Source organism: Citrobacter sp. HN-141 (assembly GCF_033341895.1).
In the GTDB taxonomy this organism is placed as follows: Bacteria; Pseudomonadota; Gammaproteobacteria; order Enterobacterales; family Enterobacteriaceae; genus Citrobacter.
Genome location: NZ_JAWPBF010000006.1, coordinates 56,045 through 68,385, shown reverse-complemented (window position 1 = coordinate 68,385; position 12,341 = coordinate 56,045). Strand labels below are relative to the sequence as shown.

Below are 12,341 nucleotides of genomic sequence, written 5' to 3'. Positions count from 1 at the left end.
TTTTACTCCTGATTATTTCGCGGACTGACGGTATTGCTCAATAAGCTCGATAAAGTGGTCAAACAACGGCGCAGCGTCGTGCGGACCTGGGCTCGCCTCCGGGTGCCCCTGGAAGCTGAATGCCGGTTTATCGGTACGATGAATCCCCTGCAGGGTGCCGTCGAACAGTGACTTGTGGGTCACGCGCAGGTTGGCAGGCATGGAGGCCTCATCAACCGCAAAACCGTGGTTCTGCGCGGTGATCATCACGGTATTGTTATCAATATCTTTCACCGGATGGTTGCCGCCGTGGTGGCCAAACTTCATCTTGATGGTTTTTGCACCGCTCGCCAGCGCCAGCAGCTGATGGCCGAGGCAGATGCCAAATACCGGAATATCGGTTTCGAGGAATTTCTGAATCGCGGTAATCGCGTAGTCGCACGGTGCCGGGTCGCCAGGACCGTTGGACAAGAAGATACCGTCCGGATTCATTTTCAGGACCTCTTCTGCAGAGGTCTGCGCCGGGACAACCGTCAGGCGACAGCCGCGATCCGCTAACATACGCAGAATGTTACGTTTGGCACCGAAATCGTAAGCCACGACGTGGAACGGGAGTTCATCAGCAGATTTTGCTTCCGGTAAGTTACCTTCCAGCGTCCAGCTACCCTGCGTCCAGCTATACGGCTCCGCGGTGGTCACTTCTTTCGCCAGATCCATACCGTTCAGGCCCGGAAACGCTTTGGCTTTTTCCAGCGCCAGCGCCGCATCCGGGTTGTCACCCGCAATAATGCAGCCGTTCTGTGCGCCTTTTTCACGCAGCAGACGCGTCAGCTTACGAGTATCGATATCGGCAATCGCCACGATGTTATGGCGCTTGAGGTAAGAAGAGAGGTCTTCGGTATCGCGGAAGTTGCTGGCAATCAGCGGCAGGTCGCGAATGACCAGGCCTTGCGCATGTACCTGAGAAGATTCTGCATCGGCTTCATTGGTGCCGACATTACCGATATGAGGATAAGTAAGAGTGACGATTTGGCGGGAATAGGAAGGATCAGTGAGGATTTCTTGATAACCGGTCATTGAAGTATTGAAAACGACTTCCCCAACCGCCGAACCTGTTGCCCCTATGGCCCGACCGTGAAACTGGGTTCCGTCTTCCAGAACCAATAGCGCTGACTTAATCAAAACACCCTCCAGAGAATATTCACTCACTTTATTTGCATATTAATTCATTAACACACTATGAATCAATGCAAATTTGCTTACCTATGGATTTCTGGCAAACGGCGGCATTCTAGAGATAGCCCACGTAAAAGTCTACCCAAAAGGACAATTTTTATTATTATTTTGCGCCATTGACGAATTAACCCGCCTCCAGGCATCAAAAAGATCAACTAACTTAGAGTGGAAAACGCTTGCGGAGCAGGAAGAGTATCAAATCTCAAAAACAAGAGATAAAAAGCAGACCAAATGGTCAAAATTTACATTTAACCAACACAAAAAGACAGTAAAACCTATAAAAATAAGACACTAAATTCAAAATCAACATCAAACAGATAAAATAAAGGGCAATAAAATATTGCCCTATGTAATCAAGTAATTATGACTACAATAACCACATCACGAAGGGTAATAAACCTTACAAATTGCGTAAATCGAGCACATCTCGCATATCAAAAAGACCATTTGATTTAGATTTCAGCCAAACTGCCGATCTCACCGCACCGTTGGCGAATGTCATACGGCTGGAGGCTTTATGCGTAATCTCGATGCGCTCACCGATATCAGCAAACATCGCGGTATGTTCCCCAACGATATCTCCCGCACGCACCGTCGCAAAACCGATAGTGCCCGGCACACGTTCACCGGTATAACCTTCACGCGCATAGACGGCACAGTCTTTTAAATCTTTATCCAGTGCCCCGGCTATCGCCTCCCCCATCGCCAGCGCGGTACCAGACGGCGCATCCACTTTATGGCGGTGGTGCGCTTCAATAATTTCGATATCGGTATAGTCACCCATGACTTTTGCGGCTTTCTCCAGCAGCTTCAGCATAACGTTCACGCCGACGCTAAAGTTAGCAGCGAAGACGATGCCAATATCCTGTGCGGCATCGTGAATAGCCTGTTTTCCCGCCTCATCGAAGCCGGTGGTGCCAATCACCATGCCTTTACCGTGCTGGCGACAAAACGCCAGATGTGTCAGCGTACCTTCCGGGCGGGTAAAATCGATAAAAACGTCAAAATCATCTTTTATCTCTTCAAGACTGCTTTGCACGGTCACGCCCGTCTTTCCTGCGCCCGTCTTTCCTGCGCCCGCCAGTTCCCCGGCATCGCTACCCAATAAGGAAGAGCCTTCACGCTCCAGCGCCGCGCCAAGCTGTACGCCGTCCATGCCAAGAGTGGCCTGAATCAACTGACGCCCCATGCGTCCTCCGGCTCCCGCGATGGCAACGCGGATTTGTGCATCATGCATAGCTATTCTCTTTTGTTAATTTTACGTAAATCGTTTTCAGATTAACCAGCGCATCGCTGCGCCGCCAGCCGAAAACGTCGATAATTAGAATTTAATGATAAACAGGGAAAGATATCAGTAAAAGGCATGACGCCACGGAATAAGCAGCGTCATATCGTTATATCGCGTGGAAATCAGGGGGCCAGTGCCAGAACGTGTGCCACCCACTGCTGGAAACCCTCGACATCCAGCCCCAGCGCCACCTGGGCATTAGCGGGTTGCCCCAGCCGCCCTTCAATATCTACTACCGTTGTGCCAGAGGTATATTCCCCCTGCGTTTCAACGGCGACAAAACAGGACTTGAGCGTAAAGAGATCCGGGCGCACCAGCCAGGCAATAGCGCACAGGTCGTGCATTCGCAGCCCCGTATTCATGCTACCGCTACGGTAGTGACTGAACAGCGCATGCAGCATTTTTCCGGTCTGATTAAGCCCTGGTAACGTCGCCAGATAATCCGGCGCAAGCATGGCCTGGTTGGTCACGTCCAGCCCGCACATTACAATCTCCAGCCCACTCCGGAATACTTTCGCTGCCGCTTCCGGGTCGATAGCGATATTAAACTCAGCGTTTGGCGTGAAGTTCCCGCGCCCGGCCGAACCGCCCATCATCACCAGGCGCTGAATGTTGAATACGCATTCAGGATAATGAGTCAGCAGCAACGCAATGTTGGTCAAAGGACCAATTGCCACCAACGTCACCGGCTGGGGGGCATGCATCAGCGCATCACGAATGGCCTGGAAGGCAGGTTTTGCCAGCGGCTGGCGGTCGTGCTCGACAAATTCGTACCCTTCCATGCCGGACTCACCGTGTACGGAAGCAGCATCACGCAACGGGCGCACCAGCGGCATGGATGCGCCCTGCGCCAGGGGAATATCCGCCTTCCAGAAATGCAGCAACTGCAACGCATTACGGGTGGTTTTTTCCACCGACACATTGCCTGCTACCGTGGTCATCAGTTGCAGATCCAGCTCAGGGGCAAACAGCGCGGCGGCAATAGCGGCGGCATCATCAATGCCGGGATCGGTATCAAGAATGATCGGTAAGCGCATGGTTTCTCCAAAAAAAATGCCAGACGTTAAGTCTGGCATCTTCGCATAATCATGGCGTGAAAGACTTACTCTACTTCACGAACATCCACACGCAGCTCTTTAGGTACTTCGAAAACAATATTCTCTTCACGGCCTTCAAGCGGGATAGCTTCCCCACCACCCAGCTCCTGCAGACGAGCAATCACATTCTGCACCAGAATATCGGGTGCCGAGGCGCCAGCGGTCACGCCTACGCATTTCGCCTCTTTCACCCACGCTTCCTGAATGTCAGTCGCATCATCAATCAGATACGCGGCTTTCCCCATCCGCTGCGCCAGTTCAGCCAAACGGTTGGAGTTAGACGAGTTCTTCGAGCCGACCACCAGCACAACATCAGCCTGTTCCGCCAGCGCGCGAACCGCTTCCTGACGGTTGGTGGTGGCATAACAGATATCGTCTTTGCGCGGCCCGACAATTTTCGGGAAACGTTGGCGCAGCGCGTCGATGACATCCGAAGTATCGTCAACGGAGAGCGTGGTCTGCGTCATGAAGGAAAGTTTACCTTCATTTTTCACGTCCAGTTTCAACACATCTTCCGGTGATTCAACCAGATACATCCCCCCTTGCGGGTTACTGTATTGGCCCATCGTACCTTCAACTTCCGGGTGTCCGGCGTGGCCGATCAGGATCGACTCTTCGCCGCGACGACTGGCACGGGCGACTTCCATATGCACCTTCGTCACCAACGGACAGGTCGCATCAAAAACTGTAAGGTCGCGGCCTTTGGCTTCGTTACGCACTGCCTGAGACACGCCGTGGGCGGAGAAAATCAGAATTGAGCCGTCCGGCACTTCGCTGATTTGCTCAATAAAAATAGCGCCGCGCTCGCGCAGGCTATCCACCACGTAGCGGTTATGCACCACTTCGTGACGGACATAAATCGGCGCGCCGTAAATAGCCAGCGCGTTTTCTACAATGCTGATAGCGCGGTCTACGCCAGCGCAGAAGCCGCGCGGGTTGGCCAACAGGATCTGCATTTTACGCCTCCAGTACTGGTTCGACTTCCAGCACTTCAATATCAAAATGAACGGTATGCCCAGCCAGTGGATGGTTGAAATCAACCGTGATCGAATCACCGTTGATTTCGCGGATAACACCAGGCATCTCACTGCCGTCCATTGCGGTAAAGAGCATGATTGCGCCAATTTCTGGCTCGCCCGCGTCCATAAACTCCCGACGTGAGAAATACTGAATGAGGTCCGGGCTGGTGATACCAAAGGCCGCATCAGGCTCCAGGGAGAACGTGGTTTTATCGCCCTCTTTTAAGCCCAGTAGGTGCTGCTCCAGTCCTTCAGACAGAGAACCGTCGCCCAGGCGAAACAGCGCTGGCTTGCCGTTATTGCGGGTTGACTCAGCGGTGGAGCCATCGTCGAGCTTAAGGGTGAAGTGCACCAGCACCGCACTGTTACTCTGTACTGATTTTGACATGCAGGTTGCTCTTTAAAATTGCTGCCGACTGTAGGCCCGGTGGCGCTACGCTTACCGGGCAAACAAGGATCGCAGTGTATTGTAGGCCGGATTAGCATAGCGCCATCCGGCATTTTTTTATGCGACTTTTTTCTCTTTCGACGGCAGGAAGCCTTCAAGAACAATCAATGCCGCGCCGATACAGATAGCAGTATCGGCCAGATTGAAAGTCGCGAAATGCCAGTCGCCGACGTAAAAGTCAATCATATCAACCACGAAGCCGTGCCACAGGCGGTCGAACAAGTTGCCCAGTGCACCGCCAATGATTAACGCATACGCGATGTTGTTCAGCTTCTGCGTCGCCTTCGAGCGATACATCATCACCATCAGGATGACGCAAATACCGATGGCGATGCCGGCAAAGAACCAACGTTGCCAGCCGCCGCTGTCGGCTAAGAAGCTAAACGCCGCACCATAGTTACGCGCGTAGTGCAGATTAAGCGACGGAAACAGCGACACCGTATCCCCCAGAGCAAAGTTCTGGAGGATCAGGTATTTGCTGCCTAAGTCGATAATCAGCACGACTACCACCAGCCACAGCCAGCGTAGCCCTGTTGAACAAAGAGGCTTACTCATCAGGCAAACTTACGTTGTTCGCCATCACCGGCGATGTTGCTGACACAGCGTCCGCAGATTTCTGCGTGTTCCGCCACCTGGCCGACGTCGGTGGTGTAATGCCAGCAGCGCGGGCACTTCTCACCTTCGGCTTTACTCAGTACGATCTTCAGCCCTTTGAGCAGTTCGCTCTGCTGAGCATCAGCCGGAGCCGCAGCATAATCCGCAACCGTTGCGCCGGAGGTCAGCAGTACAAAGCGCAACTCTTCGCCCAGTGCGGTCAGTTTCGCCGCCAGTTCTGGTTCAGCGTACAGCGTCACTGCCGCTTCCAGAGAACCACCGACTTTCTTATCTGCACGCGCCTGCTCGATAACCTTGTTCACTTCGCCACGTACTTTCAGCAGCTCGTCCCAGTAGGCATCGTTCATCGCTTCGGTTTCGCCTAAGCCAAACAGACCGTCGTACCACTCACCGGTAAAGACGTACTTCTCGCGGGAGCCCGGCAGGTAACCCCAGATTTCATCGGCGGTGAAGGACATGATCGGCGCCATCCAACGAACCAGCGCTTCGGCAATATGGAACAGCGCAGTCTGGCAGCTACGACGCGCCACGCTGTCCGCTTTCGCGGTGTACTGACGGTCTTTGATGATGTCGAGGTAGAACGACCCCATTTCTACGGAGCAGAAGCGCATCAGGCGCTGTACCACTTCGTGGAAGTCATAGGCTTCGTAAGCTTTCAGGATCTCTTCCTGAGCCGCCTGCGCACAACCTACCGCCCAGCGGTCCAGAACCACCATCTCTTCCGGTTTCACCATGTCTTTAACCGGATCGAACCCGTTCAGGTTCGCCAGCAGGAAGCGTGCGGTGTTACGGATACGACGATAGCTGTCGGCAGCACGTTTCAGGATTTCATCAGAAACGGCCATTTCACCGGTATAGTCGGTCGATGCCACCCACAGACGCAGAATATCCGCGCCCAGTTTGTTCATCACATCCTGCGGAGAAACGGTGTTACCGATAGACTTGGACATCTTACGGCCCTGACCATCGACGGTGAAACCGTGGGTCAGTACCTGGCGGTAAGGCGCTTTGCCTTTCATGGCGGTGGAGATCATCAGAGAAGACATGAACCAACCACGGTGCTGGTCAGAGCCTTCCAGATACATATCTGCCGCATGCCCTGCAAACTCAGGACGCACGTCAACGACGGATGAGTGGGTTGAACCGGAGTCAAACCACACGTCCAGCGTATCCGGTACTTTGACGTACTGGTCAGCTTCGTCGCCGAGGATATCTTTCGGGTCGAGATCCCACCACGCCTGGATGCCGTCAACTTCAACGCGTTTGGCGACTTCTTCCATCAGTTCGATCGCGCGCGGGTGCAGCTCTTCGGTGTCTTTGTGGACAAACAGAGACATCGGCACGCCCCACGTACGCTGACGGGAGATACACCAGTCAGGGCGGTTGGCAACCATCGATTCAATACGCGCCTGGCCCCAGTCCGGGATCCACTGCACGCCTTTGATCTCTTTCAGCGACTGCGCGCGCAGACCTTTTTGATCCATGCTGACGAACCACTGCGGCGTCGCACGGAAGATGATCGGTGACTTGTGACGCCAGCAGCATGGATAGCTGTGCTGCATCTTCTCAACGTGCAGCAGTGCGCCTTTTTCGCTCAGCAGTGCAACGATTTTGTCGTTGGCTTTAAAGACGTTCACCCCGTCGAGTTCCGGGTAAGTGCCCGCCAGGTATGCGCCGTCCGGGCCAACCGGGTTAGCGATTTCCAGACCGTATTTCTGGCTGATGACGTAGTCATCCGGGCCGTGGCCGCCGGCGGTATGCACCGCACCGGTACCCGCATCCAGCGTCACGTGATCGCCAAGGATCGCCGGCACGTCAAAGCCCATAAACGGATGGGTAAAGCGCAGCAGTTCCAGCTCAGCGCCTTTGACGGTGCCAAGGATGGTGTATTCAGCCGCGCCAATACGCTGCATCACGCTTTCAACCAGATCTTTTGCCAGAATCACCGCCTGGCCGTCCATCTGTACCAGCGCATAGTCAAAGTCAGGCGCCAGAGAAATTGCGCGGTTCGCCGGTAACGTCCACGGGGTGGTGGTCCAGATAACCAGAGAGACTGGGCCATTGACATCAGAGACGCCAAATTTTGCTTTTACTGCGTCCGGGTCAGCCGCATGGAACGCAACGTCAATAGATGGAGACGTTTTGTCATAATACTCAACTTCCGCTTCCGCCAGCGCAGAACGGCAGTCAACGCACCAGTGCACCGGCTTCGCGCCTTTGTGCAGGTGACCGTTGCCGATGATTTTACCCAGCGCACGAATGATGTTGGCTTCGGTTTTGAAGTCCATGGTCAGGTACGGATGCGACCAGTCGCCCAGTACGCCAAGACGGATAAAGTCTTTACGCTGACCGTCAACCTGGGTCGCTGCGTATTCGCGGCACTTGGCGCGGAACTCAGCGGCGGTGAACTTCTCGCCCGGCTTGCCGTATTCCTGCTCCACTTTCAGCTCGATCGGCAGACCGTGGCAGTCCCAGCCCGGAACGTAAGGCGAGTCATAACCCGTGAGTCCTTTGGACTTCACGATAATGTCTTTCAGAATCTTGTTAACCGAGTGACCAATATGAATGCTGCCATTCGCATAAGGAGGGCCATCATGCAGAATGAAGGTTTTTTTGCCTTTTTTGGCCGCACGAATGATGCCGTACAGGTCATCATCAGTCCAACGCGCCAGCATTCCCGGTTCGCGCTTGGCGAGATCGCCGCGCATCGGGAACCCTGTTTCCGGCAAATTCAGGGTTGATTTATAGTCACTCATCAGATTCTCGGTTCCGTATTTAAAACTCGTATAGGCATTAAGCCGGTTTTGTTAGCCCGAAAAATTCACGGGCAGTCAACTCATCACGCGCAATCTGCGCTTTTAGCTCATCCAGCGAGGCAAATCGCTGTTCGCTGCGTATTTTTTTACGCAGTACTACATCTATATGGCGACCATACAGGTCCATTACAACGTCCAATAGATGCACTTCCAACTGTTGGCGTACGCCTGCTACCGTCGGGCGGGTGCCGATGTTGGCGACGCCGGGCAACGGTTTATCGCCCAGTCCCATCACTTCAACTGCATAAACCCCTTTCACCGGAGAAACCTGGCGACGCAGCGGTAAGTTTGCCGTCGGAAAACCGATGGTGCGCCCTAATTCATCACCGTGAACGACACGTCCTGAGATAGTAAAAGGATGCCCAAGCAGGCTTTCGGCCAGTTGCAGGTTATCTTCCGCCAGCGCCTGACGTACCGCGGTGCTGCTAATGCGCACACCGCCTTCGCAGAAGGTTTGGGTGCTGGTGATATCAAAACCATACTCAGCGCCCGCTTCTTGTAATAACAAGAAATCGCCCGCACGGCTAGCGCCAAAGCGGAAATCATCACCAACGGCAAGAAATTGTACACCAAGGCGCTTAACCAGCAGATCGCTGATGAAGGTCTGCGCCGTTAATGCGGCAAAACGCCTGTCAAAGCGCACGCACAGCACGTAATCCACGCCGCATTCGGCCAGATAACGCAGTTTTTCCCGCAGGCGGGTAAGGCGCGCAGGTGACTTATCCGTCGCAAAAAGTTCCAGCGGCTGTGGCTCGAAAATCATCACCATCACTGGCAGACCGCGTTTGCGCCCTTCTTCCCGTAAGCCCTGCAACAAGGCACGGTGGCCACGGTGCACGCCGTCGAAATTACCAATAGTCAGCACACACCCATGCGGGGCCTGACTGAGATTATGTATGCCTCGTATCAGCTTCATGTCTGGCTCAAAACAGTGAAAATCGTGAAAGTATACCCTGTACAGCGGTCAAGGTTAACCGGCGATTGTTTCCTCGAAACAGAAAGAAGATTGTTTTCATTGTTATGAAACAAATTGATGCCCTTCACCGGTATACCAATTCAATTTTTCTCATCGAAAAGCTGTATTCACAGCACGCAAGCTGGTAGAATCCTGCGCCATCACTACGCAACGAGTGCTGTAATTTAAACGGCGCTTATTTGCACAAATCCATTGACAAAAGAAGGCTAAAAGGGCATATTCCTCGGCCTTTGAATTGTCCATATAGAACACATTTGGGAGTTGGACCTTGGCTAATATCAAATCAGCTAAGAAGCGCGCCGTTCAGTCTGAAAAGGCCCGCAAGCACAACGCTAGCCGTCGCTCTATGATGCGTACTTTCATCAAGAAAGTATACGCAGCTATCGAAGCTGGCGACAAAGCTACTGCACTGAAAGCATTTAACGAAATGCAACCAATCGTGGACCGTCAGGCTGCTAAAGGTCTGATCCACAAAAACAAAGCTGCACGTCATAAAGCAAACCTGACTGCACAGATCAACAAACTGGCTTAATCGCCTGCTTGTTGTCGCTTTGTGAAAAAACCCGCGCAAGCGGGTTTTTTTATATCTGCTTATTTGCTCACTGGCGTAAAGAGTGCGGAATAGTCCGCATTACAAATACGCTGCACCGCCGGGTGCTGGATCATTCTCTCCGCAAAAATGGCATGGTATTCCTCCATCACGTTCTCCACACGTCCAATCTCCACAATCGAATCATCGGCATAGAAATTGTTCGAATAGAGCGTTGGCGCAACGAAAATGGCATTGTGCGTGGCACCAAAGGCTTTCATCAATGCAGCATCATCAAACTCACCGAGGATTTCAACATTCAGCCCCTGAGAATTAATCCAGTTCAGCAGCTTACGCCCCAGCATTGAACGACGACCAGGGATCAGCAATCGCCGCTCTTCAAGACAGGCCGGAAATGGCTTCTCAGGCAAGGGATTTGTGCACCAAAAACTGACACAGCACTCGCCTATTTTCACCGAGAACAGACCTTCCTGCTGCGTCGAATCAATCGGACAATCGGAGATAATCATATCCAGCTTGTGCTGACTGAGCTGCTCTAGCAGCATCTCATGCGTAGATTCAAAGCAGCGCAGGTGGATTTGTTCATCTTCCACCACGGCGGCATCCAGCACACTGCTGACCAGCTGTTTAGACAACGCATCCGCCACACCGACATCGAACAATAAATTAGACTCTTTGCGATAGTTCACGATATCCAGCATCTCCTGGCTTAACGTGAACATTTTATCCGCATAGCGAAAGACTAATTCCCCCAGTTCACTGGGCTCCAGTCCGCGCCCCTTACGCTTGAACAATTTTCCCTGTAAGCGTTCCTCAAGCGCTTTAATCTGCCCGGTAATGGTCTGTGGCGTCAGATAAAGCGCTTCTGCTGCACCAACCACCGAACCTTCTTTATACACATGCCAGAAGTAATACAGGTGGTTGTAATTGATATGAGACATACTCTCTCCCTGAAAATTGTCACAAAAGCGTCAGCCGATCAGGCTGACACGTTCAATCGAGTGCGTAACCAGCAATAACCGATCACTGCCGACAGTAAAGAACCGATCAGTATCCCCAGTTTTGCCCAGTTAATCAGCGCTGGATCAACGCTGCCGAACGCCAGGCTGGCAATGAAAATCGACATGGTGAAACCAATGCCGCACAGAATACCCACCGCCATGATCTGCTGGAAATTCGTGCCTTCAGGCAACTGTGCCAGCTTCAGGCGGAGCGCCAGCCAGCAGAACAGGCTAATCCCCAGCGGCTTACCGATGAGCAGGCCAGCGATAATTCCCAGCGGCAGAATCGAGGTCAATCCATCCAGCGTAACGCCCTGCAGCGAAACACCTGCGTTAGCAAAGGCAAACAGCGGCAGAATCAGATAAGCCACCCACGGATGCAGGACGTGCTCCAGACGCTTCGCCGGTGAGCGCCCATGTTTTTCCTTTAACGGAATGAAGAAACCCACAATCACCCCGGCCAGCGTCGCGTGCACGCCAGATTTCAGTACTGCAGTCCACAGCACCACGCCGACCAGAATGTAAATACCCGTCCGTCTTACGCCACACAGATTCAACGCAGCCAGGATAACAATGGCCAGAGCGGCAACCCCCAACGAAAGCAGTGAAAGGTCGCTGGTGTAGAACAACGCAATAATCACAATAGCGCCGAGGTCATCAATAATCGCCAGCGCCATCAGGAAGATTTTCAGCGCCAGCGGGACACGACTGCCCAGCAGCGCCAGCACGCCTAACGCAAAAGCAATATCCGTTGCTGCAGGGATAGCCCACCCTTCACGAGTGATGGGATCGGCATAGTTAAATGCCAGATACAGCAACGCCGGAACAATCATGCCGCCAATCGCCGCAATGATCGGGAACGCCGCCTGACGCAAACTGGCAAGCGATCCCTGCATCAGTTCACGCTTCACTTCCAGACCGATCAGCAGGAAAAACACCGCCATCAAGGCATCGTTGATCCACAACAGCATGTTTTTGTTGATCTCAAGCGCGCCAACCCGCAGTTGAACGGGCGTCTCCAGAAAGGCGTGGTACCATCCACTGGTGACCCCGATATTGGCCATCAACATAGCTACCGCTGCAGCGATGATCAGAATGATGCCGCCCGAGGCGTCGCTACTAAAAAAACGATGTAGATGTTTCACTTTTATTCTCTCTATTGGGTGAATACTTCGTAATTACTATCTTACACCCTCAAAAAGCTCGTTAAAATTAGATTATTCATGATGGATAGATCGGTTTTTACGATCTAAAAAAGAAAAGTTGATAAAGATTTTCCGAACGGAAAATAGAAATAAAAAAGCCTGAAACTTTTC

General features: G+C 52.8%; 11 protein-coding genes and 1 pseudogene. 1 reads left to right on the top strand and 11 read right to left on the bottom strand.

Translation table 11 applies throughout. The features are described 5' to 3' along the window. Positions 1 to 12: 12 nt before the first annotated feature. The 9 genes and pseudogenes from carA to RYZ59_RS09195 form a co-directional block, all read right to left on the bottom strand. Positions 13 to 1,161 (bottom strand): glutamine-hydrolyzing carbamoyl-phosphate synthase small subunit, encoded by a 1,149-nt coding sequence (gene carA / locus RYZ59_RS09235; RefSeq protein WP_318047583.1) that lies wholly within the window; start codon positions 1,159 to 1,161, stop codon positions 13 to 15. A 454-nt stretch (positions 1,162 to 1,615) separates the two neighbouring features. Further along, the gene (gene dapB / locus RYZ59_RS09230; protein ID WP_318047585.1) at positions 1,616 to 2,452 is read right to left on the bottom strand and encodes a 4-hydroxy-tetrahydrodipicolinate reductase; all 837 of its coding nucleotides are present in this window, start codon (positions 2,450 to 2,452) and stop codon (positions 1,616 to 1,618) included. 173 nt (positions 2,453 to 2,625) lie between these two features. Further along, positions 2,626 to 3,540 (bottom strand): ribonucleoside hydrolase RihC, encoded by a 915-nt coding sequence (rihC, locus tag RYZ59_RS09225; protein ID WP_318047587.1) that lies wholly within the window; start codon positions 3,538 to 3,540, stop codon positions 2,626 to 2,628. Between the two features lie 65 nt (positions 3,541 to 3,605). Further along, on the bottom strand, positions 3,606 to 4,556 hold the full coding sequence (gene ispH, locus RYZ59_RS09220; protein WP_202039546.1) for a 4-hydroxy-3-methylbut-2-enyl diphosphate reductase: 951 nt from the start codon (positions 4,554 to 4,556) through the stop codon (positions 3,606 to 3,608). A 1-nt stretch (position 4,557) separates the two neighbouring features. Next, positions 4,558 to 5,007, bottom strand: coding sequence for an FKBP-type peptidyl-prolyl cis-trans isomerase (gene fkpB, locus RYZ59_RS09215; protein WP_137383771.1), 450 nt, complete (start codon positions 5,005 to 5,007; stop codon positions 4,558 to 4,560). A gap of 117 nt (positions 5,008 to 5,124) precedes the next feature. After that, positions 5,125 to 5,622, bottom strand: a complete 498-nt coding sequence (gene lspA / locus RYZ59_RS09210; protein WP_187259118.1) for a signal peptidase II — start codon at positions 5,620 to 5,622, stop codon at positions 5,125 to 5,127. Beyond that, complete coding sequence (gene ileS / locus RYZ59_RS09205; protein ID WP_318047590.1) at positions 5,622 to 8,438, bottom strand: isoleucine--tRNA ligase; 2,817 nt, start codon at positions 8,436 to 8,438, stop codon at positions 5,622 to 5,624. Before ileS ends, lspA begins: the two co-directional genes overlap by 1 nt. Positions 8,439 to 8,475: 37 nt before the next feature. Further along, the gene (ribF, locus tag RYZ59_RS09200) at positions 8,476 to 9,414 is read right to left on the bottom strand and encodes a bifunctional riboflavin kinase/FAD synthetase (protein ID WP_318047592.1); all 939 of its coding nucleotides are present in this window, start codon (positions 9,412 to 9,414) and stop codon (positions 8,476 to 8,478) included. Between the two features lie 7 nt (positions 9,415 to 9,421). Continuing rightward, positions 9,422 to 9,625, bottom strand: a pseudogene (locus RYZ59_RS09195) (DUF2575 domain-containing protein). Positions 9,626 to 9,742: 117 nt separating this feature from the next. Here RYZ59_RS09195 and rpsT point away from each other — a divergent pair. Further along, a complete protein-coding gene (gene rpsT, locus RYZ59_RS09190; RefSeq protein ID WP_003018940.1) occupies positions 9,743 to 10,006 on the top strand; it encodes a 30S ribosomal protein S20 in 264 nt (87 codons plus the stop codon). Positions 10,007 to 10,065: 59 nt separating this feature from the next. Here rpsT and nhaR read toward each other — a convergent pair whose 3' ends face one another. Then, positions 10,066 to 10,965 (bottom strand): transcriptional activator NhaR, encoded by a 900-nt coding sequence (nhaR, locus tag RYZ59_RS09185; RefSeq protein ID WP_137383775.1) that lies wholly within the window; start codon positions 10,963 to 10,965, stop codon positions 10,066 to 10,068. Between the two features lie 38 nt (positions 10,966 to 11,003). Further along, complete coding sequence (nhaA, locus tag RYZ59_RS09180; protein ID WP_318047594.1) at positions 11,004 to 12,170, bottom strand: Na+/H+ antiporter NhaA; 1,167 nt, start codon at positions 12,168 to 12,170, stop codon at positions 11,004 to 11,006. Positions 12,171 to 12,341: the final 171 nt, after the last annotated feature.

Bases quoted from the DNA above. Each gene is read 5' to 3' on its own strand.
- dapB (WP_318047585.1), bottom strand. From the start codon at position 2,452: ATGCATGATGCACAAATCCGCGTTGCCATCGCGGGAGCCGGAGGACGC.
- rihC (WP_318047587.1), bottom strand. From the start codon at position 3,540: ATGCGCTTACCGATCATTCTTGATACCGATCCCGGCATTGATGATGCC.
- ispH (WP_202039546.1), bottom strand. From the start codon at position 4,556: ATGCAGATCCTGTTGGCCAACCCGCGCGGCTTCTGCGCTGGCGTAGAC.
- fkpB (WP_137383771.1), bottom strand. From the start codon at position 5,007: ATGTCAAAATCAGTACAGAGTAACAGTGCGGTGCTGGTGCACTTCACC.
- lspA (WP_187259118.1), bottom strand. From the start codon at position 5,622: ATGAGTAAGCCTCTTTGTTCAACAGGGCTACGCTGGCTGTGGCTGGTG.
- ileS (WP_318047590.1), bottom strand. From the start codon at position 8,438: ATGAGTGACTATAAATCAACCCTGAATTTGCCGGAAACAGGGTTCCCG.
- ribF (WP_318047592.1), bottom strand. From the start codon at position 9,414: ATGAAGCTGATACGAGGCATACATAATCTCAGTCAGGCCCCGCATGGG.
- nhaR (WP_137383775.1), bottom strand. From the start codon at position 10,965: ATGTCTCATATCAATTACAACCACCTGTATTACTTCTGGCATGTGTAT.